The 22,309-nt window shown below is 65.6% G+C and carries 19 protein-coding genes and 1 pseudogene; 10 read left to right on the top strand and 10 right to left on the bottom strand.

Annotated elements, in window-relative coordinates; all coding sequences use genetic code 11:
* The 4 genes and pseudogenes from AC4OR5_RS17835 to AC4OR5_RS17820 form a co-directional block, all read left to right on the top strand.
* A pseudogene (locus AC4OR5_RS17835) lies at nt 1–231 on the top strand (Rhs element Vgr protein); the annotation flags it as partial.
* The gene (locus tag AC4OR5_RS17830; RefSeq protein WP_022580605.1) at nt 221–961 is read left to right on the top strand and encodes a DUF4123 domain-containing protein; all 741 of its coding nucleotides are present in this window, start codon (nt 221–223) and stop codon (nt 959–961) included. The pseudogene AC4OR5_RS17835 and the gene AC4OR5_RS17830, both read left to right, overlap by 11 nt.
* On the top strand, nt 958–5,802 hold the full coding sequence (locus AC4OR5_RS17825) for an RHS repeat-associated core domain-containing protein (RefSeq protein WP_058161202.1): 4,845 nt from the start codon (nt 958–960) through the stop codon (nt 5,800–5,802). The genes AC4OR5_RS17830 and AC4OR5_RS17825 overlap by 4 nt, the downstream gene beginning before the upstream one ends.
* 9 nt (nt 5,803–5,811) lie before the next feature.
* Nucleotides 5,812–6,246 (top strand): immunity protein RhsI2 family protein, encoded by a 435-nt coding sequence (locus AC4OR5_RS17820; RefSeq protein ID WP_020751146.1) that lies wholly within the window; start codon nt 5,812–5,814, stop codon nt 6,244–6,246.
* 361 nt (nt 6,247–6,607) lie between these two features.
* Here the strand turns inward: AC4OR5_RS17820 and AC4OR5_RS17815 are convergent, their stop codons facing one another.
* Both AC4OR5_RS17815 and AC4OR5_RS17810 read right to left on the bottom strand, forming a co-directional pair.
* Nucleotides 6,608–7,210 carry a glutathione S-transferase family protein gene (locus AC4OR5_RS17815; protein ID WP_031628518.1) on the bottom strand — a complete coding sequence of 201 codons (603 nt, stop codon included), beginning with the start codon at nt 7,208–7,210 and terminating at the stop codon, nt 6,608–6,610.
* 56 nt (nt 7,211–7,266) lie between these two features.
* Entirely contained in the window at nt 7,267–8,433 is a 1,167-nt protein-coding gene (locus tag AC4OR5_RS17810; protein ID WP_058161201.1) for an aminotransferase-like domain-containing protein, read from the bottom strand.
* A gap of 81 nt (nt 8,434–8,514) precedes the next feature.
* Between AC4OR5_RS17810 and AC4OR5_RS17805 the strand changes: the two genes are divergently transcribed.
* On the top strand, nt 8,515–8,991 hold the full coding sequence (locus tag AC4OR5_RS17805; protein ID WP_003097819.1) for a MarR family winged helix-turn-helix transcriptional regulator: 477 nt from the start codon (nt 8,515–8,517) through the stop codon (nt 8,989–8,991).
* A 49-nt stretch (nt 8,992–9,040) separates the two neighbouring features.
* Here the strand turns inward: AC4OR5_RS17805 and AC4OR5_RS17800 are convergent, their stop codons facing one another.
* Nucleotides 9,041–9,676 carry a hypothetical protein gene (locus tag AC4OR5_RS17800; protein ID WP_058161200.1) on the bottom strand — a complete coding sequence of 212 codons (636 nt, stop codon included), beginning with the start codon at nt 9,674–9,676 and terminating at the stop codon, nt 9,041–9,043.
* Between the two features lie 230 nt (nt 9,677–9,906).
* On the opposite strand from AC4OR5_RS17800, the gene AC4OR5_RS17795 reads away from it, so the two are divergent.
* A complete protein-coding gene (locus AC4OR5_RS17795; RefSeq protein WP_058161199.1) occupies nt 9,907–11,103 on the top strand; it encodes a benzoate/H(+) symporter BenE family transporter in 1,197 nt (398 codons plus the stop codon).
* 6 nt (nt 11,104–11,109) lie between these two features.
* Here AC4OR5_RS17795 and AC4OR5_RS17790 read toward each other — a convergent pair whose 3' ends face one another.
* Together AC4OR5_RS17790 and AC4OR5_RS17785 are read right to left on the bottom strand one after the other, a co-directional pair.
* Nucleotides 11,110–12,003: a bile acid:sodium symporter family protein gene (locus tag AC4OR5_RS17790; RefSeq protein ID WP_003097823.1), complete on the bottom strand. Its 894-nt coding sequence runs from the start codon at nt 12,001–12,003 to the stop codon at nt 11,110–11,112.
* A gap of 158 nt (nt 12,004–12,161) precedes the next feature.
* Nucleotides 12,162–12,923, bottom strand: a complete 762-nt coding sequence (locus AC4OR5_RS17785) for an SDR family oxidoreductase (protein ID WP_058161198.1) — start codon at nt 12,921–12,923, stop codon at nt 12,162–12,164.
* Between the two features lie 250 nt (nt 12,924–13,173).
* Between AC4OR5_RS17785 and AC4OR5_RS17780 the strand changes: the two genes are divergently transcribed.
* Nucleotides 13,174–14,178 carry an NADP-dependent oxidoreductase gene (locus AC4OR5_RS17780; RefSeq protein WP_003087564.1) on the top strand — a complete coding sequence of 335 codons (1,005 nt, stop codon included), beginning with the start codon at nt 13,174–13,176 and terminating at the stop codon, nt 14,176–14,178.
* Between the two features lie 163 nt (nt 14,179–14,341).
* A complete protein-coding gene (locus AC4OR5_RS17775; RefSeq protein ID WP_003087559.1) occupies nt 14,342–16,063 on the top strand; it encodes a SulP family inorganic anion transporter in 1,722 nt (573 codons plus the stop codon).
* Here AC4OR5_RS17775 and AC4OR5_RS17770 read toward each other — a convergent pair.
* Complete coding sequence (locus tag AC4OR5_RS17770) at nt 16,044–18,002, bottom strand: methyl-accepting chemotaxis protein (protein WP_023106744.1); 1,959 nt, start codon at nt 18,000–18,002, stop codon at nt 16,044–16,046. The two genes, AC4OR5_RS17775 and AC4OR5_RS17770, sit on opposite strands and share 20 nt — an antisense overlap.
* Before the next feature lie 201 nt (nt 18,003–18,203).
* Here AC4OR5_RS17770 and AC4OR5_RS17765 point away from each other — a divergent pair, with 201 nt between their 5' ends.
* A complete protein-coding gene (locus tag AC4OR5_RS17765; RefSeq protein ID WP_003087555.1) occupies nt 18,204–18,611 on the top strand; it encodes a DUF5086 domain-containing protein in 408 nt (135 codons plus the stop codon).
* 6 nt (nt 18,612–18,617) lie between these two features.
* On the opposite strand, the gene AC4OR5_RS17760 is transcribed toward AC4OR5_RS17765, so the two are convergent.
* On the bottom strand, nt 18,618–19,226 hold the full coding sequence (locus AC4OR5_RS17760) for a flavin reductase family protein (RefSeq protein WP_003087553.1): 609 nt from the start codon (nt 19,224–19,226) through the stop codon (nt 18,618–18,620).
* 137 nt (nt 19,227–19,363) lie between these two features.
* On the opposite strand from AC4OR5_RS17760, the gene AC4OR5_RS17755 reads away from it, so the two are divergent.
* Nucleotides 19,364–19,711, top strand: a complete 348-nt coding sequence (locus AC4OR5_RS17755) for a GFA family protein (protein WP_003087550.1) — start codon at nt 19,364–19,366, stop codon at nt 19,709–19,711.
* Here AC4OR5_RS17755 and mnmH read toward each other — a convergent pair.
* The 3 genes from mnmH to AC4OR5_RS17740 all read right to left on the bottom strand — a co-directional run bounded on the left by mnmH (nt 19,690) and on the right by AC4OR5_RS17740 (nt 22,195).
* A complete protein-coding gene (mnmH, locus tag AC4OR5_RS17750) occupies nt 19,690–20,799 on the bottom strand; it encodes a tRNA 2-selenouridine(34) synthase MnmH (RefSeq protein ID WP_003087548.1) in 1,110 nt (369 codons plus the stop codon). The two genes, AC4OR5_RS17755 and mnmH, sit on opposite strands and share 22 nt — an antisense overlap.
* Complete coding sequence (selD, locus tag AC4OR5_RS17745; RefSeq protein ID WP_058161197.1) at nt 20,799–21,833, bottom strand: selenide, water dikinase SelD; 1,035 nt, start codon at nt 21,831–21,833, stop codon at nt 20,799–20,801. Before selD ends, mnmH begins: the two co-directional genes overlap by 1 nt.
* An 83-nt stretch (nt 21,834–21,916) precedes the next feature.
* Nucleotides 21,917–22,195 carry a hypothetical protein gene (locus AC4OR5_RS17740; RefSeq protein ID WP_003097836.1) on the bottom strand — a complete coding sequence of 93 codons (279 nt, stop codon included), beginning with the start codon at nt 22,193–22,195 and terminating at the stop codon, nt 21,917–21,919.
* Nucleotides 22,196–22,309: the final 114 nt, after the last annotated feature.

Raw genomic sequence — 22,309 nt, 5'->3', positions numbered from 1 at the left:
AAGCTCGACGCCAGCGGCGTGACCCTCTCCGGGGCCAACGTCCGGGTCAACTCCGGCGGCAGCCCGGGCAGCGGCAGCGGCGCGGCGCCGCTGTTGCCGGGGCCGCTGCGGCAGGCCGACAGCGACAAGGCCGGCGCCCTCCTCACCCCGGCCCAGATCAATACCCTGAAGCGCAACGCGCCCTTCTGCGAAGAGTGCGAGAAGTGCAAGGACGGTGCCTGTGACCTCTGACGCCCTCTCCCCGCGAACCTGGCTGGCCCGACATCCGCTTCAGGCAGGCGAATGCTTGTACGCGATCTTCGGCAGCGCCAGCGATGCCGCGCCCCTGCAAGCCTACTACCGGGAAGACAGCCCACCCCTACCGCTCCCTCTCTGGAACGGTACGCCATATGCCGACTGGCAACCGGTGATGCCCTACCTCGCGAAGCTGTCCCCCAGCAGCGTATTCCTCGATTGGGCTGCCAGCGAAAAGTCTCGCGACTGGGGTTGGCTGGCAGTTTCCACCTGGTCGACAGACGCAATCCTAGAGCACCTACGCAGCCTCACCCAGGTACGCATGCCGGATGGCAGCGAAGTGTTCTTCCGTTTCTGGGACGGCCGTCACCTGCTACCGATACTCGCCCACCTCGGCGAGAAAGCGCACGAAGTACTGCCGATGTTCGGCCGTTACCTGATCAATGGCAAAGCACTCGAAACCGGCCAGGGCCATCTCCATGCCGCCCGTCCCTATCCCTGGTGGGAGGTTCCGCGGGCACTGGTCGACACGCTGCATGCCGACGACCCGACTACCGCGATCGACAACCTGCTGCAGTGGCTGCGCGAGAACCACGCAGATCTGTACTTCGCCTATCCCGAGCGAAGCCTGCAATTGCGCGCCAGACGCCTCATCGCGAAAGCCGTCGCCATGGATGAGATCGGCGGCCTGTTGTTGAACCAGTTGGAAAAGGACCTGACCCCATGATCTCGTCGTTCTACGCCATGTTCATGCTGCGCGGAGTGAACGCGAAGCAGCCGGATGCCAGCCAGTTGATCGGCGAATTCAGCTCCGGGGTGCTCAACCGCTATGAGGAATATGCGAACAGTTGGCTCTGGGGCTGGGCACTCGACGTCCAGCAGACCATCGCCCTTTCCGATGGGAACGGCAACGAGTTGACCAGGCTGAAAGCCGACAAGGACGCCAACATCCTCGAAGACGTCGCCTCATGTCCGGTCAACGGTCAACTGAAACTGCTGCATACTTTCGAATCGACCAGTTTCGTGCCCATCGGCAACACGCCTTACGAAATCACTCGGATAGGCAGCAGGACACCGCAGTTCAAGGGCGTACTGGATGCAGATGGGATGGCGAGCATAAGCGGCTGCGCTCCCAATACGCTGTACCAGGTCAAGTTCTACCCAGAGGTAAGCATCCAGGAGATCGACGCGCTCTACCGCTCCTACGGCGACGTAATCGCCAAGCTGAACGAATGGCTTCTGGAGCAATGGAACGGCCCGCTTTCCGCCGAATGGAAAAGGCTCGCGCCGGTTGGCGACCGTAGGCGGATGGAGCAGATAAACGACGCCTATCTGGACGGCATGGGCAAAGCGCTGGTCAATCTCTGGGATGATGTGGTCGAGCTGTTCGGCATCCTCGCGAACCTCGACGAGCACGCGGCGAAACTCCTTGAGTTCATCAACGAAGCGGATTTCGAAAAGCTCAAGACTCAGGCCAAGGAACTCCTCGGTACCGCCTTGCTGATCGCCAGCGACGAACCGCTTCTGTTCATCTATGCCAGCGCCATCGTGTGCTGGACCCAGTTGCTGCCGCCCACGACTGCCGCGGAAATGGTCGCGGAACTCTCCACCGGCCTGCTCCTTGATATTCTGCTCGGCATCATCCTGACCGGCGGAGCCGGTCTCGCCGTTCGCCTGGCCGTCAAGGGCTCGAAAGCGATCAAGGCCTCCGAAGGTGCGATGCTGCTGCGCAAAGCCATGCAGGTGCTGATCGATACCAGCTGTCGGCATTCCCTCCAGTTGCACGCGGAAAAGCTGAAACCTCTGGCCGTCCGCGGTGAAGTGATGGCCAACAGCTCCAACAAGATCACCGCACAGATCCAGAGCACCGCCCAAGGCATCGCCCGCACCGAGCCCGACACCCTGCCGCTGAGCCGAGGAAAGCGCGCGAACACCTCGCTCTCCAGCAGTCAGGCGACGCCCGATGCCTCCGCACCCGGCAGGACGCCCGCCGGCAAACCCGCCGACCAGGCCGCCCAGACCTGCGTCAAGGACTGTCCCGTTTCGATGGTCACCGGCGAGGAGCTGCTGACCCTGACCGACTGCGAGCTGGACGGTCCGCTGCGTTTCGCCTGGACGCGCCTGTACCGCACCAGCGCGGCGGAAATCGACAATGGTCTGGGCTTCGGCTGGAGCCATGCCCTCTCCCATCGCCTCGATCGCGACGGCGACGAGCTGGTATGGACCGATCACGAGAACCGCCGGACCCGCTTCCCGATCCCTGACGCCCAGCGCCCGGCGATCACCAACCGACTGTCGCGCGCCGCCATCTACCTCGGCGGCGACCCATCCGAACTGATCCTTGCCCAGGCCGGCGAAAAGCCGCGCTTCTACCACTTCCGCAAAGACCCGGACGGCGCTTACCTGATCGCCATCAGCGACGCCTACGGCAACCGCCTGGAACTGAGTCGCGACCGCCTCGGCCGGCCGCGCCGCCTCAGCCACAAGGCCGGGCGCGCGCTACTGCTGTGCTACCAGGGCAGGCACATCGAGCGCGTCGAGTACCAGGTGTACCAGCCCGCCGATAACCTGGAGGCCTGCTGGCACACCGCCCAGGTACTCGCCCGCTACCGCTGCAACGAACGTGGCCAGTTGATCGAAGCTGGAAACGCACTCTACGAGGCCGAACGCTATCGCTACGACGCGCGCAATGTCATCCTCGAGCGCCAGTTGGCCGGCGGCGCCTCGTTCTTCTGGGAATGGGAAGGCGAAGGCAAGCAGGCCCGCGCGATCCATCACTGGGCCAGCTTCCCGCAGATGGACTCGCGCTACGTCTGGAACGAAGACGGCAGCGTTACCGCGATCAACGCCGACGGCAGCGAGGAAGTCTATGTCCACGACGACAACGCGCGCCTGGTACGCCAGGTCGATCCCGACGGAGGCGAAACCCTCAGGCACTACGACGAGAAGGGCCAACTGGTCGCCGAACGCGATCCGTTGGGAACGATCACCGAGTACCGCTACGACCAGGCCGGACGCTTGGAGGCACTGCTCCCGGCCGAAGGCGAGCCAACCTGCTATAGCTACTTCGACGGCTTCGTACGCAGCGTGCGCCGCGGTGAGGCGCAGTGGAAGTACGAGCGCAACGCTCAGGGCGACATCACCCGCCAGACCGATCCCGAAGGCAACGTCACCCACTACGCCTACGACCACCGCGGCTGCCTGGTGGAAATCACCCATGCCGACGGCAGCCTGCACCAGTTGACCTGGAATCCGCTCGGCCAGTTGATAGAAGAACAGCTTCCGGACGGTAGCGTGCGCCGCTATCGCTACGACACACTGGGTAGACAGATCACCCGCCAGGACGAAAGCGGCGCCATCACCCGGTTCCAGTGGGATGCAGCAGGCCGCCTGAGCCAGATCACCCTGCCCGGTGGCGCCAGCCGCATGTACCGCTACAACGCTTACGGCAAGGTCACCAGCGAGTGCGACGAACAGGGCCGGATGACCCGCTACGAATATCTTGACGACCTGCACCTGGTCAGCCGGCGGATCAACCCGGACGGCAGTCAGCTGCGCTACCGCTACGAAAACGCCCGGCTACTGCTCAGCGAGATCGAGAACGAACGCGGCGAACGCTATCGCCTCGATTACCACGGCAACGGCCTGATCAGCCAGGAAACCGGCTTCGACGGCCGCCGCACCGCCTATCGCTACGACCTCAAAGGCCAGCTTCTGGAGAAAACCGAGTACGGCGACGACGGCAGCGAACTGCGCACCACCTACCAGCGCGACAGTACCGGGCGCCTGCTGGCGAAGACACTGCCCGACGGCAATCGGGTCGACTACCGCTACGATACGCTCGGACGCCTGGTCGCCGTCGACGACGGCACCTGGCCGCTGGCCTACGAATACGACCTACGGGACCGCCTGGTCCGCGAGCACCAGGGCTGGGCCACCCTTCACTACGCCTACGACGCCCTCGGCCAGTTGATCCACTGCCGACTGCCCGACGGCAACCGCGTCGACTACCGCTACCAGACCGGCGGCACCCTCTCGGCAATCGATCTCAACGGCCAGTCCCTGACCCGGCACCAGTTCGGTAGCGGTCGCGAACGCCAGCGCCAGCAGGGCGAACTGCTCAGCCAATACCACTACGATGAGCAGGGCCGCCTGCTGGCCCACCAAGTCAGTCAGCGGCAGCGCCATCTCTACCAGCGCCAGTACCGCTATGACGCTAGCGGCAACCTGGCCGCCATCGAGGACAGCCGCAAGGGCATTCGCAGCTTCCACTACGACCCGCTGGACCGCCTGCTCGGCGTACGCGGTGAAACCCCGGAAAGCTTCGTGCACGACCCGGCCGGCAACCTGCTCGCCCAGGGCGGGCAATTCGACGCGCGACAGATGGAGGTTCGCGGAAATCGCCTGCTGACGCAGGGCGACCGGCATTTCGACTACGACGCCCACGGCAATCTCGTTCGCGAACGCCGCGGCACCGGGCAGAAGCTGGTCACCGAATACAGCTACGACTGCCAACACCGCCTGATCGGCGTCAGCCTGCCGGACGGGCGCCAGGTCGCCTACCGCTACGACGCCTTCGGCCGACGCATCGCCAAGCAGGTCGACGGACGCAATACCGAGTTCCTCTGGCTCGGCGAACGCCTGCTCGCCGAGAGCGGCGACCGGCACTACCGCACCTATCTCTACGAACCCGACAGCTTCCGCCCGCTGGCCCTGCTCGACGGCGAAGGCCCGGAACAGGTCGAACCCTGCTACTACCAACTCGACCACCTCGGTACCCCGCAGGAACTGACCCGCGCCGATGGCCGCCTCTGCTGGTCGGCGCGCTACCGGGCTTACGGCAATGTGCTCAAGCTGGACATCGCCGAAGTGGATAACCCACTGCGCTTCCAGGGCCAGTATTTCGACGCCGAGACCGGGCTGCACTACAACCGCCATCGCTACTACAATCCAAGCACGGGACGCTACCTGACCCCCGATCCGATCAGGCTGGCAGGTGGGTTGAACAGCTACCGGTACGTGCCGAATCCGACGGGGTGGGTGGACCCGTTGGGGCTGGCCTCAAATAAAACTCGCTGTCCCGAAGCATTAGACAGTAATCCCCGCAAAGGGATTAACTCCACATCCGGCAGCAAAAAGCCGGCAGGACCAATCGTAGAACTGGATGCGCAGGGAAACGAGATTTACTACCGAACACTAAGCGAGCAGCACCTTGAGATACTGAGGAACAACTTTGAAGTACCTCCGACGAGTGAGACCTTCATCTCCCCGCTACAATCCTACTCCCAAGAGTATGATGGGAAACTAGTAAGACTTACAGCCAGTCCAGGCACCATGAATGAGCTGTCTAAAATTGGAGTAACTGCAAATTCCGGAACCGGCCTATTGCTTCCAGATCTCCCTCCCGCCCGAAAGGGCTGGAAACAGAACAATGCACTATTCAAACTCGAAGCACTAAAAAAGCCAACGATAAATGAAGGAGGCGGCGTTATCAACACTGGCCTTGGGGATGGAAAAGCCCTAGAGATTTTCAACAAGAACCTAATAGACTTCGAAGTAATAGACTAGAGAAACCTCATGAAAACCATTTACAACTTCAAACAGCGTATCAAAGAAGACCCCGAGTACATTCGAAAAGCCCATGAACTCACTTTGAATACAACGAAGCCTAAAGCTGGCCTTAAAGGGACTTATGGACTACTGGGCTCAAAGGAATGGTGGGACAATCTTGAAAACGGATCAATTCCACAAAAAGAAATTTCCGGAACCATAAAGAAAGTATATTTAACGGGGCAAGACAACACCGAAGATTTCAACACGATAGATATAGAAACAGAAAACAAAACCCTCTGCACGGAGGGCACTTACACAAACAAGAATATCGACAGAAAGCATTACGAAGCAGGAAAGAAAATCACCATAAAATATGCTTTCGACCCACTAAAAAAGCCCAAGCCAAATGGAGACATCGACTATTCAAAAATAGTTGTTGAGATATTAATATCCGAATAACTGAAAATCAGCCTTAGGGAAGGTTATATAAAAAACCAAAAGATAGAAGCAAATGAAAATCCCCTATCCATGGGAATCATACATCGGAAAGTTGACATGTTCTTTCTCGAATAAACAGAAAAGCTGGAGGATGCCAGCGAATCAGGATCGCTCCAACGAAACGCTAGCAAAGCACCATGAGCAAGTATGAATCCAGCTGAGATAACGCACACTTACTCATGACCTGGCCCAACACTGCCGGGAATTTTCCCTGGCTCAGGAAGTTCACGCATCTTGCCCAATGAGTGGAAATTTCGCTCTACCCGAAATTCCCGCTCATGACAGAAATCACTGCCTCGCCAACCGCTGATCGAATCTCCCCTCAATCCAGCATCCCCACATACCCCGGCACCTCCCCCACTCGCTTGATCCACGCGCGGATCGCCGGGTAGGCCGTCAGGTCGAAGCCGCCTTCATGGGCGACATGCGTGTAGGCGTAGAGGGTGATATCGGCGATGGAGAACTGTTCGCCGACCAGGAATGGCGTGCGCGACAGCTGTTTCTCCACGACGTCGAGGGCCTTGTAGCCGCCGATCTTCTTCTCTTCGAACTCGGCGCGGCGGGCTTCCGGGAGGCCGAGGTAGAGCTTGATGAAGCGCGCCACGGCCACATAGGGCTCATGGCTGTATTGCTCGAAGAATTGCCATTGCAGCACCTGGGTGCGCAGGCGCGGTTCGCTGGGCAACAGGGCGCTGCCGTCGGCGAGGAAGTTGAGGATGGCGTTGGACTCCCACAGGCAACTGCCGTCCTCCAGCTCCAGCACCGGTATCTTGCCGTTGGGGTTCTTCGCCAGGAACTCCGGGGTCTGGGTCTCGCCCTTGAGAATGTCCACCGGAACCCACTGGTAGTCGATGCCGAGCAGCGACATGGCCAGCTTGATCTTGTAGCAGTTGCCCGAACGGTAATCACCGTAGACCTTGTACATCGTGTCGCTCCTCGGATCGGATGGCCGGCGCCCCCGGGAGGAGCGCCGATGAGGGTTCAGGCCGCTTCGGCGGCCTGGGCGTCGCGGACGACCTTGGCCAGGCGCCGCAGGCCTTCGTGCAGGCGCTCCGGGGCGATGTGGCTGAAGTTCAGCCGCAGGCGCCCGAGGTTCTGCTCCGGCTCGGCGAAGAAAGGTTCGCCGGGCATGAATGCGACATCGGCGGCCAGCGCCGGCTGGAGCAGGGTGCGGGTATCCAGCGGCTGCCTGAGGGTCAGCCAGAAGAACAGCCCGCCCTCCGGGATATTCCATTCGGCCAGCTCGCCGAAGTGCTCCAGCAGCGCCTCCTGCATGGCGTCGCGGCGGACCCGGTAGAACTCGCGCAGCTCGGCCAGGTGCTGGCGGTAGGCCTCGCTGCCGAACCATTGCAGCGCCTGCCACTGCCCTACCCGGTTGGTATGCAGGTCGGCCGACTGTTTCAGCCGCAGCAGGTGCGGGAACAGGTCCGGGGTGGCGATCAGGAAACCGACGCGCAGGCCCGGCAGCAGGGTTTTCGACACCGTGCCGGTATAGATCCAGCTGGACTTGCGCAGGCGGCTGACCAGCGGGGTTGCGCGGCCCTCGTCGAAGACCAGTTCGCGATAGGGTTCGTCTTCGATCAGGGTCACGCCGAATTCGTCGAGCAGCGCCGCCACCGCGTCGCGGCGTCCCTCGCTGTAGCGCACGCCGGACGGATTCTGGAAAGTCGGGATCAGGTAGGCGAAGGCCGGCTTGTGTCGCTCCAGGCGCTGCCGCAGGGCAACCAGGTCGGGGCCCTCGGCACCCAGCGGCACGGTCACGCAATCGGCGCCGAACAATTGGAAGGCCTGTAGCGCGGCGAGGTAGGTCGGCGCCTCGAGCAGCACCTCGGTGCCCGGATCGATGAACAGCTTGCTGGCCAGGTCGAGGGTCTGCTGCGAACCGCTGACGATCAGCACCTGGCTCGCCTCGCAGGGGACGCCGAGGGCACGCGCTTCGGCGGCGATGGCTTCGCGCAGGGCAGGCTCGCCTTCGCTCATGCCGTACTGGCCCATGGAGGCCGGCATCTGCTCCCACTGCACCTTCGGCAGCATCGGCTCGGCCGGCAGCCCGCCGGCGAACGACATCACCTCCGGACGCTGCGCCGCGGCAAGGATTTCGCGGATCAAGGAGCTTTTCAGGCGGGAGATGCGTTCAGAGAAGGCCATGAGATCACCGGTAGCGTAGGCGGGGAAAAATGAGTCAAACTGCTTGACCGAAACTACGATGCCGCGCCCGGAAGCGTCAATATGCCTGACCTGAAAAACCACGCCGTCCAGCAGCAGGCCATGATGGAAGCCTTCTTCTTCGCGTACCAGGCCTTCACCACCAAGCCTGACGAGATGCTCGCCCGCCGCGGCCTGGGACGCGTGCACCACCGCGTGCTGTTCTTCATCGCCCGCTATCCGGGCCTCAGCGTGAAGGAACTGCTGGCCCTGCTCGGCGTGACCAAGCAGGCGCTGAACATCCCGCTGCGCCAGTTGCTGGAGATGAACCTGATCGGCAGCGCCACCGCCGACGACGACAAGCGCAAACGCCTCCTCGGCCTCACCGCCGAGGGCGTGCGGTTGGAAAAGGCGCTGCGTCGCGAGCAGTCGCGGCTGCTCCAACGCTGCTTCGAGGAAGCCGGCGGCGAAGCGGTCTCCGGCTGGCTGGCGGTCAATCGCACCCTGGCTCGGGCGCATGCAGGCAGCCGCGGCGAAGCGGCGACGGAGGCCGCCGACTGACGCCCATGGGCCTGGCGCCTGGACGCTCGGCAAGCCGACCGGCTGCCCGCTAGCCCCGCTCCAGCTCCCGCGCCGCGCACCAGCAGGCCAGCGCCATGGCCAGGGTGGCGGCCAGCAGCGGCAGTACCGCCAGCACCAGCAACAGCACCGAAGCCAGCATCGCGCCGCCGGCGATGTCCAGCCAGGCCATGATCCGCAGCGACGGATAGAGGTTTTCCTGCTTGAGCAGACGCAGGCCCAGCCAGAGGGTGGTAGCGCCGATCAGCGCAAGCAGCGCGAAGTACACCAGCGCCTGCCAGTTCCAACCCTGCAGCGCATCGTCGGTAACCGCCAGCAGGCTCCAGCCCTCGCCCAGCAGGGTCAGGAGAATCGACAACCATACCGGCCAGGCCAGCGAGGGGCCGCGAAAGCGCGACTCGACCAGGTGCTTGAGCCGCAGCAGCAGGTAGGCGCCGAGCAGGCTGAGGAGCAGGCCCAGCCAGTCGGCGTAGACCCCGAACGCGGCGCCATCGCCGAATGCCTCCAGCAGGCTGAGCACCATCAGCACCACGCCGCCGGCTATCGAGGCCAGGCAGAGCCAGGCGAGGATGCGCAGTTGCGCGGGCGTCCAGCGCCGGCGGAAAGCATCCGGTATGCCCTGCTCGACCAATTCGACACGCGGCGTGGCGTAGGGGTTTGCATCCATGGCGAAGCTCCTCGGCAAATGCCGGGAAGTTACCAGCTCCGCCAGCTTCCGGCAGCTGCGACTGTATGGCCAACTATGTCCGCGGCTGTACCGGGACAGCCCCTGGCCGGCTGTTTAGGCTGCGCAAAACAGAAAAAGATGATCGGCACTCCGCGCCTCGCGCAACCTGCCCCGTGGCTCCGCCCACCGCCGTGCCCGGTCGTCCCGCACACTCCATGGAAGTACCCGGCATGACCGAAACCACCCAGCCCCAGCCTCGTCTGCGTCCGTTCGCCGACTCATCTCCCGCCGCCGTGGTGGCCGGCTTCGTCGCCATGCTCACCGGCTACACCAGCTCGCTGGTACTGATGTTCCAGGCCGGGCAGAACGCCGGCCTCAGCAGCGCGCAGATTTCCTCGTGGATCTGGGCCCTGTCGATCGGCATGGGCCTGGCGACCATCGGCCTGACCCTGCGCTACCGGGTGCCGATCGTGATCGCCTGGTCCACCCCCGGCGCGGCGCTGCTGATCAGCAGCCTGCCCGGAGTGCCGTACAGCGAGGCGATCGGCGCCTTCATCGTCTGCGCCCTCCTGATCACCCTGTGCGGCGTCACCGGCAGCTTCGAACGCCTGATGCGCCAGGTTCCCTCCTCGCTGGCCTCGGCGCTGCTGGCCGGGGTGCTGTTCCGCATCGGCATCGAGATCTGCAACGCCGCCGAGCAACAGACCCTGCTGGTGCTGGCGATGTTCTTCAGCTATCTGCTGTGCAAACGCTTCTCGCCGCGCTATGCGGTGTTCGCTGCGCTACTGGTGGGGGTGCTGCTGGCCGGGATACTGGGCCAACTGGACTTCAGCAGGTTCCGCCTGGAACTGGCGGTACCGGAGTGGACCACGCCGAGCTTCTCCCTGGCCGCCACCATCAGCATCGGCATCCCGCTGTTCATCGTCGCCATGGCTTCGCAGAACATGCCCGGCATCGCCGTGCTGCGCGCCGACGGCTACCAGGTGTCGGCCTCGCCGCTGATCTCGAGCACCGGCATCGCCTCGATCCTGCTGGCGCCGTTCGGCTCCCACGGGATCAACTTGGCGGCGATCAGCGCGGCGATCTGCACCGGTCCCTCGGCCCACGAGGACCCGCACAAGCGCTATACCGCGGCGCTCTGGTGCGGCTTCTTCAACTGCGTCGCGGGAACCTTCGGCGCCACCCTGGCAGCGTTGTTCGCGGCGTTCCCCAAGGCACTGGTGCTGTCCATCGCCGCCATCGCCCTGCTCGGCTCGATCATGAACGGCCTGGCCAACTCGATGGCCGACGAGCGCCAGCGCGAGGCCGCGCTGGTGACCTTCATGGTCACCGCCTCCGGCTTCACCCTGCTGTCCATCGGCTCGGCGTTCTGGGGCCTGGTGGCGGGCCTGCTGACTCAGTTCGTGCTCAACTGGCGGCGCGGCTGACCGACCTCAGTCCGGCGCCGTCACGGGCGCCGGCGCGGCCTGGTGGCCACGGCTGACCCACCAGCCGAAGGCCGCCGCGGTGAAGAACATCAACACCCCGTAGATCGCCGGCGGAATCGCCATGGTGCTGTTGTTCAGCAGGCTCGGACTCAGCGCCAGGGCGATCGCCAGGGTGCCGTTGTGGATGCCGATCTCCATGCCGATGGCCACCGCCTGGGCCTTCGGCAGGCGCAGCAGGCGCGGTACCCAGTAGCCCACCGCCAGGCTCAGCAGGTTGAAGGCCAGCGCGGCCAGCCCGACCACCGGCGCGTAGGTGACGAAGGTCTGCCAGTCCTTGGCCAGCGCCAGCAGGATGATCACCAGCAACAGCAGCGCGGAAAGGATCTTCACCGGCTTCTGCAGCCGATCCGCCACGGCCGGCAGGCGGTTGCGCACCAGCATGCCGATGGCCACCGGGCCGAGGACGATGACGAACACCTGCATGACCTTGCCGAACTGCAGGGGAATCGCCTGCCCGTCGCCCATGAAGTATTGCAGCGACAGATTGACGATCAGCGGCATGGTGAGGATGGCGATCACCGAGTTCACCGCGGTCAGGGTGATGTTCAGTGCCACGTCGCCATGCGCCAGGTGGCTGTAGAGGTTGGCGGTGGTGCCGCCGGGCGAGGCCGCCAGCAACATCATGCCGACCGCCAGGGCCGCCTCGAGGGCGAAGCCCTGGACGATCAGGAAACAGGCCAGGGGCAGCAGGACGATCTGGCACACCAGGCCGACCAGCACCGGCTTCGGGTAGCGCACCACGCGGAGGAAGTCGGCCGGGGTCAGGGACAGTCCGAGACCGAGCATGATGATGCCCAGGGCGATGGGGAGGAACAGGGTCAGGATGGGATCGGCGGTCATTATTGTTATTGCTCCGATGCGATGGAGACGGGCTCAGGCCCCGGATTCTCGACCCAGGTTAGTCCCCCGGCAGTGGCCTGGCGCGCCAAACCGCGCGCCGACCTGTAACAGAATGCGAATGCCCCGCGCCGGGGCATCCCGATTGTATCGCCGCCCGCTCAGATCGCCGTCGCCCCGCCGTCCACCGGCAAGGCGATACCGGTGGTGAAGCCCGCGTGGTCGCTGCACAGGTAGAGCACCGCGGCGGCGATTTCCTCGACCCGTCCGACCCGACCCAGCGGATGCATCGCGGCGGCGAACTCGGCCTTGCGCGGATCGGCCTCGTAGGCGCGGCGGAACATGTCGGTGTCGATCACCGCCGGACACACGGCGTTGACGCGGATGCCCTTCTTCGCGTACTCGATCGCCGCCGATTTGGTCAGGCCGATCACCGCGTGCTTGGAAGCAGCGTAGATGCTCATCTTCGGCGCCGCGCCGAGCCCGGCGACCGAGGCGGTGTTGACGATCGCGCCGCCGCCCTGGGCCAGCATCAGCGGGATCTGGTGCTTCATGCACAACCAGACGCCCTTCACGTTGACAGCCATGATGGCGTCGAACTCGGCTTCGTTGCCGTCGGCCAGCTTGCCCTGCTCGATCTCGATGCCGGCGTTGTTGAAGGCGTAGTCGAGACGGCCGTAGGCCGCCGCGCAACCCTCGACCAGCGCCTTGACCTCGGCGTCGCGGGTGACGTCGCAGCGAATGAAGAGGGCTTTGCCACCTGCCTGGCGGATCGCTTCGACCGTGCCCTCGCCGCCGGCGCTGTCCAGGTCGGCGACCACCACCTTGACCCCGGCGGCGGCGAAGGCCAGCGCGGTAGCGCGGCCGATGCCCGCCGCACCGCCAGTGACCAGTGCGACCTGGCCGGAAAGAAGTTTGCTCATCTGCTGCTCCTCGGAAAATCGCCTTCCGCCAACCGCGACGGAACCGGGCCGCGCCAGTCTAGCCAGGGCCGGCGCAAGGCATAGCACTATCAGGGGACTGGAGGATGGGCCATCCAGCCCGCTGATAAGACTGATGGCGGCGAATCATCAGCATAGATGACCGGTCATTTCCGCACTCGCCTTCGCTTGCCGCCGGCGCCGGCGCCGGCTATCCCTAGGGGCCTGTTTCCCGACATTCGAGTGCCCTGCCATGACCTCCCAGATCAATCGGCAATACCAGTTGGCCCAGCGTCCCAGCGGGCTGCCCGGCCGCGACACCTTCAGTTTCGTCGAGACCCCGCTCGGCGAGCCGGCCGAGGGCCAGATCCTGGTGAAGAACGAGTACCTGTCGCTGGACCCGGCGATGCGCGGCTGGATGAACGACGCCCGCTCCTACATCCCGCCGGTGGGGATCGGCGAGGTGATGCGCGCGCTCGGCGTCGGCAAGGTGCTGGTTTCGAAGCACCCCGGCTTCCAGACCGGCGACTACGTCAACGGCGCCCTCGGCGTGCAGGACTATTTCGTCGGCGAGCCCAAGGGTTTCTACAAGGTCGACCCGTCCCGCGCGCCGCTGCCGCGCTATCTCTCGGCGCTGGGCATGACCGGCATGACCGCCTACTTCGCGTTGCTCGACGTCGGCCAGCCGAAGAGCGGCGAGACCGTGGTGATCTCCGGCGCCGCCGGTGCGGTGGGCAGCGTTGCCGGGCAGATCGCCAGGCTCAAGGGGTGCCGGGTGGTGGGCATCGCCGGCGGCGCCGAGAAATGTCGCTTCCTGGTCGAGGAGCTGGGCTTCGACGGCGCCATCGACTACAAGAACGAAGACCTCGCCGCCGGACTCAAGCGCGAATGCCCGAAGGGCATCGATGTGTTCTTCGACAACGTCGGCGGCGAAATCCTCGACACGGTGCTCACCCGTATCGCCTTCAAGGCACGCATCGTCCTCTGCGGGGCGATCAGCCAGTACAACAACAAGGAAGCGGTGCGCGGCCCGGCCAACTACCTGTCGCTGCTGGTCAATCGGGCGCGCATGGAAGGCATGGTGGTGATGGACTATGCCCAGCGCTTCCCAGAAGGCCTGAAGGAGATGGCCACCTGGCTGGCGGAAGGCAAGCTGCAATCGCGCGAGGACATCGTCGAAGGCCTGGAGACCTTCCCCGAGACCCTGCTCAAGCTGTTCAGCGGGGAAAACTTCGGCAAGTTGGTGTTGAAGGTCTGAGGTCCGCCGCCGGCGCGAAGAAGCGGCGGATAGCGCCTTGCGCTATCCGCCCTGCGCCTCGCCTCGAAGAGCGTGTGCACTGAAGAAATAATGATTCCCGGCAATCCTGCCGCCTGTCCTTCGGGCTAAGCTGCGGCATCCGCGCCTGCAAGGAATCAGCCGCATGCCACTCGCCCGCTGGGTACCCGGACTCGATAGCCTGCTCCACTACCGCCGCGCCTGGTTCCGTCCGGATGTCCAGGCCGGGCTGTCGGTGGCGGCGATCCAGATCCCCACCGCCATCGCCTACGCCCAGATCGCCGGCTTCCCACCCCAGGTAGGCCTCTATGCATGCATCCTGCCGATGCTGATCTACGCCCTGATCGGCAGCTCGCGCCAGTTGATGGTCGGCCCCGACGCGGCGACCGCGGCGATGGTCGCCGCCGCCATCACCCCGCTGGCGGCGGGCGACCCGCAGCGCCTGGTGGACCTGTCGATGATCGTCGCGATCATGGTCGGGCTGTTCTCCATCGTCGCCGGCCTGGCCCGCGCCGGATTCATCGCCAGCTTCCTCTCGCGACCGATCCTGGTCGGCTACCTCAACGGCATCGGCCTGAGCCTGCTGGTCGGGCAACTGGGCAAGCTGTTCGGCTACGAGGCGGCGACCAGCGGCTTCGTCGCCGGCATCCTCGCGCTGCTGGAGAACCTGCTGCACATCCATTGGCCGACGCTGATCCTCGGCAGCCTCTCGCTCTTGCTGATGGTGCTGCTGCCGCGGCGCTTCCCGCAGTTGCCCGGGGCGCTCTGCGGCGTCCTCCTGGCCAGTCTCGCCGCGGCGCTGCTGGGCCTGGATCGCTACGGCGTGGAACTGCTTGGCGAGGTACCGGCCGGGCTGCCGCAACTGAGCTGGCCGCAGACCAGCCTGGAGGAACTGAAAAGCCTGCTGCGCGACGCCACCGGCATTACCGTGGTCAGCTTCTGCAGCGCCATGCTCACCGCGCGCAGCTTCGCCGCCCGCCACGGCTACAGCATCAACGCCAACCACGAATTCGTCGCCCTCGGCCTGGCCAACATCGGCGCCGGGGTCTCCCAGGGCTTCGCCATCAGCGGCGCCGACTCCCGCACCGCGGTGAACGACATGGTCGGCGGCAAGACCCAACTGGTCGGCGTGGTCGCCGCGCTGGTGATCGCCGCCACCCTGTTGCTGCTGAACAAGCCCCTGGGCTGGGTGCCGATGCCGGCGCTCGGCGCGGTCCTGTTGCTGGCCGGCTGGGGCCTGATCGACGTGCAGGCGCTGAAAGGCTTCTGGAAGCTCAGCCGCTTCGAGTTCAGCCTCTGCCTGCTGACCACCGTCGGCGTGCTCAGCGTCGGCGTGCTGCCGGGAATCTTCGTCGCCGTCAGCATCGCCGTACTGCGCCTGCTCTACTACACCTATCGCCCAAGCGACGCGGTGCTCGGCTGGATGCACGGCATCGACGGCCAGGTCGAGCTGGCCAAGTACCCGCAGGCCACCACTCTTCCCGGCCTGGTGATCTACCGCTTCGACGCCCCCCTGTTGTTCTTCAACGCCGACTACTTCAAGCAGCGGGTGCTTGCCGTGGTGGACGGCAGCGAGCGGCCGAATGCGGTGCTGCTCAACGCCGAAGCCATGACCAACCTCGACATCAGCGGCCTGGCCACCCTCCACGAGGTGCAACAGATCCTCAAGGCCCAGGGCGTGCACCTATCGCTGGCGCGGGTGACCGGGCAGACGCTGGACCTGCTGCAACGCTCGAGCATGCTCGGCGAGATCAAGCCGCCGCTGGTGTTCAGCTCGGTGCGTTCGGGGGTCAGTGCTTATCGCTACTGGCTGCGCCAGCAGGAAAGACTCGCCGCCCAGGCCGCGGCTACAAGCGGAAATGCCTGACCATGCCCTGTAGTTCGCGCCCCAGCTCCGCCAGTTGTTCGCTGGACGAAGCCGTCGACTGCATGGCCTGGGCCGACTGATCGGCCACCTCGCGGATCGCCGTGACGCTGCGGTTGATCTCCTCGGCGACCGCGCTCTGCTGCTCGGAGGCCGCGGCGATCTGCTGGTTCATCTGCTGGATCAGCGCCACCGCCGTAGCGATGTTGCCCAGCGCCGCCTCGGTCTGCAACGCGTCGTCGACGCTCTGGTCCACCAACTGGTGGCTGCGCTGCATACGCTGCACCGCCTGCTGCGTGCCATTCTGCAAGGCACCGATCAGGGTCTCGATCTCGGCCGTGGACTGTTGGGTGCGCCGCGCCAGCGCCCGCACCTCGTCGGCGACCACGGCGAAGCCTCGACCCTGGTCGCCGGCCCGCGCCGCCTCGATGGCGGCGTTCAGCGCCAGCAGGTTGGTCTGCTCGGCCACGCTCTTGATCACGTCCAGCACGCTGCCGATGCGCTGGCTGTCGGCGCTCAGCGCCTCGACGCTGGCGGTGGCCGCGCGCACCGCCTCGGCCAGTCGCTCGATCCGCTCCAGGGTCTGGCGTACCACCTCCTGGCCGACGCTGACCTTGCCGTCGGCGCTTTCCGCCGACCCCGCGGCTTCCTCGGCGTTGTGCGCCACTTCGTGGACGGTGGCGGCCATCTGGTTCATCGCCGTGGCCACCTGTTCGGTTTCCGCCCGCTGGCTGTCGATTCCCAGGCGGGTGCGCGTGGTAACGCCGGACAGCGCCTCGGAAGCGCCGGCAATCCGCCCGACGCCGTCCTGCAACTGGCTGACGATACCGCGCAGGCTGCCGGTCATGGCGCGCATCGCGGCCATCAGTTGGCCAACCTCGTCGCGCCGCTCGCTGTCGACCCGTACCGCCAGGTCGCCTTCGGCGATCCGCTGCGCCACACCCATCGCCTGGCGCAGCGGACGGACGATCAGCAGGCTGATGCCGAAGGCCGCGCCCAGGCCCACCAGCAGCGCCAGCACGGCGGCGCCGACGATCAGCAGGGAGTTTGTCCGCAGGCTGTGGAGCATGGCCTGCTGCTGCGCCTCCCAGCTACGGTCGACACGCGCCATCACCTGCCCGGCACGCTCGCCCATGGCGGCGTACATCTGCCGCTCCTGGCGCTGGCTGGCGCGATACTCGGCGAGCTTGTCGGCGAAACCGCGGATATTGGTCAGCACGTCCTTGACCACCGACACGTAGGCATCGTCGGTGATCGCCTGCTCCAGCCGGGCGGCCAGCTCCAGCGCCTCGCGCAGCGATTTCGGCGGCCCCTCCTGCGCATCCGCGGCGCGCGCTTCGAGACGCGAGCGGGCCTCGTCCAACCCCTGCAGGACCAGGCGATTGACCTGGGCGACCTGGGCCGCCTGCTGCAACAGCGGTTCGCCGTCGCGTCCCTGGCTCTCCTTCAGCGCATAGGCGCCATCCTCGGCCAGGCTGGACTGGAGGATATCGAGGCTGTTGGCGGCGCCGTTCAGCGACCAGCTGGCGCTTTCCCAAGCCAACTGGCGTCCCTGGATGGACTGCTCGAAGCGGCCAAACGCTTCGAGGTATGCCGCCAGCACCTGCTCCACCTCGGCCATGCCAAGCGCCTGATCGGCGTCGCCGTCGGCCTTGAGCCGGCCCACCCGTTCAAGGGTCGCGGCCAGGCGCTGGCGCAAGCGCTCGGCGTCACTCTTTTCCCCGTGCAGGGCAAAGTCCTTCTCGGCCTGGCGAACCTCCAGCACGTCGCGATTGATCGCGCTCATCTCCTGCAGGCGCGCGAAGCGCTGCCCCAGCGCATGCAGCGAGAGCACCGCGAGCGCGGCCACCAGCGCGGTCAACAGCAGGACCAGGGTAAAACCGATGGCCAGTTTCTTCGCCGTGCCGAGATCGGCCAGACGCCTGCGCAGCAACCCCAGCATGACTCCCCTCCCCCGTGACGCGCCGTCTGCGTGCGCATTTCCCGCTGTGTCGCGCGTTTTTCGCCGAACCTGAGCGGCCGGGCAAGGTAGTGGCTCGATAATGGCCAGGAGAGATATGCGCAGGTCGTTTCCAGGATATCCGGGCTGACGTCGGGCGGCCGCGGAGCCATACTGGACGCCCCATGGAAAAAGGAGCTTGCCATGCGTCCCGTATTGCCGCTGTTGCTGTCGCTGAGTCTGTGCGCCCCCGCCCTGGCCGACTGGAGCGGCCCGATCGAGCAGCCGCTCTGGTCGTTGCCGGCGGCGCCGGGCCTGTCGCGCTGGCTGATCGTGCACAACCTGTCGAGCGCGGCGGCCGACGGCCTGTACCACGTCGAGGTCCTGGAGCGCCGCCAGGGCCAGCAGCCCTGGCAGTTCCAGCGCCTGGCCGCGCACCTGGCGCTGACCGAACAAGCGCTGCGCGCGAGTATCGTGGCGCCGCTGAAGCGCGGCGGGGTGTATCCGGAAAGCTACCAGTTCGCCTATCGCCAGTGGCAGGAACGCCAGGCCGCGGGCCAGGCGCCGGTGTGCCGGCGCACGGTCGACGAGTGCCTGCGGGCGCCGGACTGAGCCCGACTACCTGGGCCGGATCATGCTGAACGTGTCGCGGGTATAGCTGTAGTGGCTGCCGCCCAGGCGACCGACCAGGTCGAGCCTGTCGCTATCCACATGGCGCTCGTCGGCCAGCACGGCATCGTCGACATGGGCCAGCAGCACGCGGGCGAAGATCAGGTGGCAATTGGGGTTCTCCGCCGGATACGGCTTGATCTCCGCCACCTCGCACTCGAAGGCCACCGCCGCCGCGGCGATCCGCGGCGGCGCCACGCGTACGCTGGACACGGTAGGGATGCCGACCGTCTCGATCTCGCTCACGCCATGGGGCAGCCAGGCGGAGGTGGCGTTCATGGTCTCTGCCTGGGCGGCGCCGACCAGGTGGATCACCAACTGCCCGGTGGCCTGGACGTTGCGCAGGGTGTCCTTGAGGCTGCCGTCGTCGCGCAGGCTGACGTTGACCATCAGGGTCGGCGGCTCGTCGCTGATCACCTGGAAGAAGCTGAACGGGGCCAGGTTGCTGGCGCCCTCGGCGGACAGGGTCGAGACCCAGGCAATCGGTCGCGGGGTGACGGTGGAAGCCAACCAGCGATAGGCCTCGGCGGGAGCGATGGTGGTGAAGTCCAGTTGCATGGCGGTCTCGCGGAAATCGACGGAGGGGACGCCGATTATGCCGCAGCCCCGCAGCTCTCGCGACCGTCTGCGCCGAGGCCCTGCGCCACCTGGAAGCAGCGGCTAGACTTGCCCTACCCTCACCCAGGAGCCCTGCCATGAACTATCGAGGAAGCTGCCACTGCGGAACCATCGCCTACGAAGTCGAAGGCGACCTCGACCAGGTGATCCAGTGCAACTGTTCACTGTGCAGCCGGCGCGGCTGGCTGCTGTGGTTCGTCCCGCGCGACCGTCTGGCGCTGAAGACGCCGGCCAGCGCGATGCACACCTACACCTTCAACACCCATCGCCTGCAGCATCACTTCTGCCCCACCTGCGGCTGCGCGCCGTTCAGCGAAGGCATAGGCCCGGACGGCCAGGCGATGGCCGCGGTCAACGCGCGCTGCCTGGAGGACATCGACGCCAGCGCGCTCCCGGTACAGCACTACGATGGCCGCAACGCCTGACGCTGGCGCAGGTAGCCGATCACCTCGGCCTGGTTGCCGCGGAACTCGACGCGGTCTTCCTTGCTCTGCCGCTGGAAGGCGTACATCGGGTCGTAGTACTCCTTGAGCAGCCCCTCGATCCAGCCGCGATGGGTATCCACCGAGCCGTCGCGGCCCTGCTCTTCCAGCGCCTGCACGAGGATCGCCGCCAGCCGCTGGTAGCGCTCGCCGCCGAGGCGCTTGACGATGCCGGCGAGGCTCTTCTGCAGGTAGGCGGAGAAGGCGGCGAAGCCCTCCTCCACGCCCACCACGCGCTCGAACTCGCTGCGCAGATCGATCACGTAGTCCCTGAGGATACGCTCGACACGCTGCTCGAAGGCATCCTCCAGCCAGACCAGCGGGTAGCCCTGCATGCCCTGGTACAGCTCCAGCGGCAAGGAGCAGCTGCCGACGATCCGCCCCTCGTCCTCGAGGACGAACTGGCCGACGCCACGATGACGCTTCTTCAGGATGTCGATGGCCAGGCGGTTCTCGAAGTCGATCTGCGCCGGCTGCGGCGTGGCTCGCCGGCCAAAGCTGGAGCCGCGGTGGTTGGCGTGGCCTTCGAGATCGAGGCTGTTGTCCAGCGCCGCGATCACCTCGGTCTTGCCGCAACCGGTGAGGCCGCCGACCAGCACGAAATCGCACTCGTCGACCGCCGCTCGGGTGGTTTCGAAAAGGAAGTTGCGCAACGCCTTGTAGCCGCCGATCACCCGTGGGTAGTCGATGCCGGCGTCCTGCTTCAGCCACTGCTGGACGATCTGCGAGCGCAGGCCGCCGCGGAAGCAATACAGGTAGCCGTTCGGGTTGGCTTCGGCGAAGGCTTTCCAGGCCGCCAGCCGTTCGGCCTTGAGCGCCCCGCAGACCAGTTCGTGACCAAGGGCGATGGCGGCCTGCTGGCCGTGCTGCTTATAGCTGGTGCCGACCTTCTGCCGCTCGATGTCGTTCATCAGCGGCCGGTTGACCGTGTTGGGAAAGGCGCCCTTGTGGTACTCCACCGGGGCGCGCACATCCATCAGAGGGATATCGTCGAGAAACAGCTCGCGGTAGTGCTGGGTGTTGTCGCGCATTACAGCACCTGTACCGCGAGACTCTGTCGCTCGACCAGTTCGCCGATCGGCGCCAGTTGCAGGCCGAGTTCCGCCGCCACGGCGAGGAACTCCGCCTCGCCTTCCGGAGCCACCGCCACCAGCAGGCCGCCGCTGGTCTGCGGATCGCAAAGCAACAGCTTCTGCACCTCCGGCAGTGGCGCGATGCGCTCGCCATAGCTGTCGAAGTTGCGCAGGGTGCCGCCGGGCACGCAGCCCTGCTCCAGATAATATTCGGCACTGGCCAGGCGCGGCACCGCGGCGTACTCAACGCGCGCGGTGAGCTTGCTGCCGTCGGCCATTTCCACCAGGTGGCCGAGCAGGCCGAAACCGGTGACGTCGGTCATCGCCTTGACCCCGGCCAATCGACCGAAGCGCGCGCCGGGCCTGTTCAGGGTGCACATCCAGTCGCGCGCCACGCCGACGTCCTCGGCGCGCAGACTGGCCTTCTTCTCGGCAGTGGTGAGGATGCCGATGCCCAGCGGCTTGGTCAGGTACAGCCTGCAGCCGGCCTCGGCGGTGTCGTTGCGTTTCATGAAACGCTTCTCCACCACGCCGGTCACGGCCAGGCCGAAGATCGGCTCGGGGGCGTCGATGGAGTGTCCGCCGGCCAGCGGGATGCCGGCTTCCTCGCAGACCTTGCGGCCGCCGGCGATCACCTCGCGGGCGACTTCCGCGGCCAGCACGTTGACCGGCCAGCCGAGGATGGCGATGGCCATCAGCGGGTCGCCACCCATGGCGTAGATGTCGCTGATGGCGTTGGTCGCGGCGATACGGCCGAAATCGAAGGGGTCGTCGACGATCGGCATGAAGAAATCGGTGGTGGAGACCACCCCGCGCTCCTCGTCGAGGGCGTAGACAGCCGCGTCGTCGCGCGAGGCGTTGCCGACCCAGAGCTTCGGATCGAGGTTCTGCGCGCCGCTGCCGGCGAGGATCACCTCCAGTACCTTGGGCGAAATCTTGCAGCCGCAGCCGGCGCCGTGGCTGTACTGGGTCAGGCGGATCGCCTCGCTCATCGGTGTACTCCCGTGGATGTCGGAAAAGTGCCCATTCTAGCAAAGCCGGCGCCGCCGCCAGAGGGCCGATCGCCGCGCCCGGCTCAGCGCCCGGCGCGCGACTCGCGGATATAGAAGCGCGCCTTCTCGGCCTTGCTGGTGCAGCCCTCGTAGGCTTCGAACTGCTGCTGGGTCTTGGCCCCGGTGAGCAGGGTCAGGGCCTTCGAGTAGCTGACGGTGCCGGCGAAGCCTTCGGCCTTGGCCAGGTCGAGTTCCTTCCAGGCCGCGTCCAGCTGGTCGGCGCAGTTCTCCCGGTAGGCGGTCTTGCCGGCGCAGCCGGCCAGGGTCAGGGCAAGGACGGGCAGAACGATCCAGGTTTTCATCGAACGATCTCCGGACAGGGAAAGGGCCGCGCATCGCCGCGACGCACTTGGCGGCGGCCGGGCGACACGCGTATCGTTTTCGCTTCGTCACGCAGTATTGGCAAGGGGTTGCAG

The organism is Pseudomonas sp. YA1 (genome assembly GCF_058680555.1).
This window is presented reverse-complemented; position numbering and strand designations above follow the sequence as displayed.

What these genes read in the sequence shown, in the direction of transcription:
- AC4OR5_RS17815 (WP_031628518.1), bottom strand. Translation starts at nt 7,210, where the DNA reads ATGTACAAGGTCTACGGTGATTACCGTTCGGGCAACTGCTACAAGATC.
- AC4OR5_RS17780 (WP_003087564.1), top strand. Translation starts at nt 13,174, where the DNA reads ATGACCTCCCAGATCAATCGGCAATACCAGTTGGCCCAGCGTCCCAGC.
- AC4OR5_RS17770 (WP_023106744.1), bottom strand. Translation starts at nt 18,002, where the DNA reads ATGCTGGGGTTGCTGCGCAGGCGTCTGGCCGATCTCGGCACGGCGAAG.
- AC4OR5_RS17775 (WP_003087559.1), top strand. Translation starts at nt 14,342, where the DNA reads ATGCCACTCGCCCGCTGGGTACCCGGACTCGATAGCCTGCTCCACTAC.
- AC4OR5_RS17790 (WP_003097823.1), bottom strand. Translation starts at nt 12,003, where the DNA reads ATGACCGCCGATCCCATCCTGACCCTGTTCCTCCCCATCGCCCTGGGC.
- AC4OR5_RS17825 (WP_058161202.1), top strand. Translation starts at nt 958, where the DNA reads ATGATCTCGTCGTTCTACGCCATGTTCATGCTGCGCGGAGTGAACGCG.
- AC4OR5_RS17795 (WP_058161199.1), top strand. Translation starts at nt 9,907, where the DNA reads ATGACCGAAACCACCCAGCCCCAGCCTCGTCTGCGTCCGTTCGCCGAC.
- AC4OR5_RS17760 (WP_003087553.1), bottom strand. Translation starts at nt 19,226, where the DNA reads ATGCAACTGGACTTCACCACCATCGCTCCCGCCGAGGCCTATCGCTGG.
- mnmH (WP_003087548.1), bottom strand. Translation starts at nt 20,799, where the DNA reads ATGCGCGACAACACCCAGCACTACCGCGAGCTGTTTCTCGACGATATC.
- selD (WP_058161197.1), bottom strand. Translation starts at nt 21,833, where the DNA reads ATGAGCGAGGCGATCCGCCTGACCCAGTACAGCCACGGCGCCGGCTGC.
- AC4OR5_RS17820 (WP_020751146.1), top strand. Translation starts at nt 5,812, where the DNA reads ATGAAAACCATTTACAACTTCAAACAGCGTATCAAAGAAGACCCCGAG.
- AC4OR5_RS17800 (WP_058161200.1), bottom strand. Translation starts at nt 9,676, where the DNA reads ATGGATGCAAACCCCTACGCCACGCCGCGTGTCGAATTGGTCGAGCAG.
- AC4OR5_RS17805 (WP_003097819.1), top strand. Translation starts at nt 8,515, where the DNA reads ATGCCTGACCTGAAAAACCACGCCGTCCAGCAGCAGGCCATGATGGAA.
- AC4OR5_RS17810 (WP_058161201.1), bottom strand. Translation starts at nt 8,433, where the DNA reads ATGGCCTTCTCTGAACGCATCTCCCGCCTGAAAAGCTCCTTGATCCGC.
- AC4OR5_RS17755 (WP_003087550.1), top strand. Translation starts at nt 19,364, where the DNA reads ATGAACTATCGAGGAAGCTGCCACTGCGGAACCATCGCCTACGAAGTC.
- AC4OR5_RS17785 (WP_058161198.1), bottom strand. Translation starts at nt 12,923, where the DNA reads ATGAGCAAACTTCTTTCCGGCCAGGTCGCACTGGTCACTGGCGGTGCG.
- AC4OR5_RS17765 (WP_003087555.1), top strand. Translation starts at nt 18,204, where the DNA reads ATGCGTCCCGTATTGCCGCTGTTGCTGTCGCTGAGTCTGTGCGCCCCC.
- AC4OR5_RS17740 (WP_003097836.1), bottom strand. Translation starts at nt 22,195, where the DNA reads ATGAAAACCTGGATCGTTCTGCCCGTCCTTGCCCTGACCCTGGCCGGC.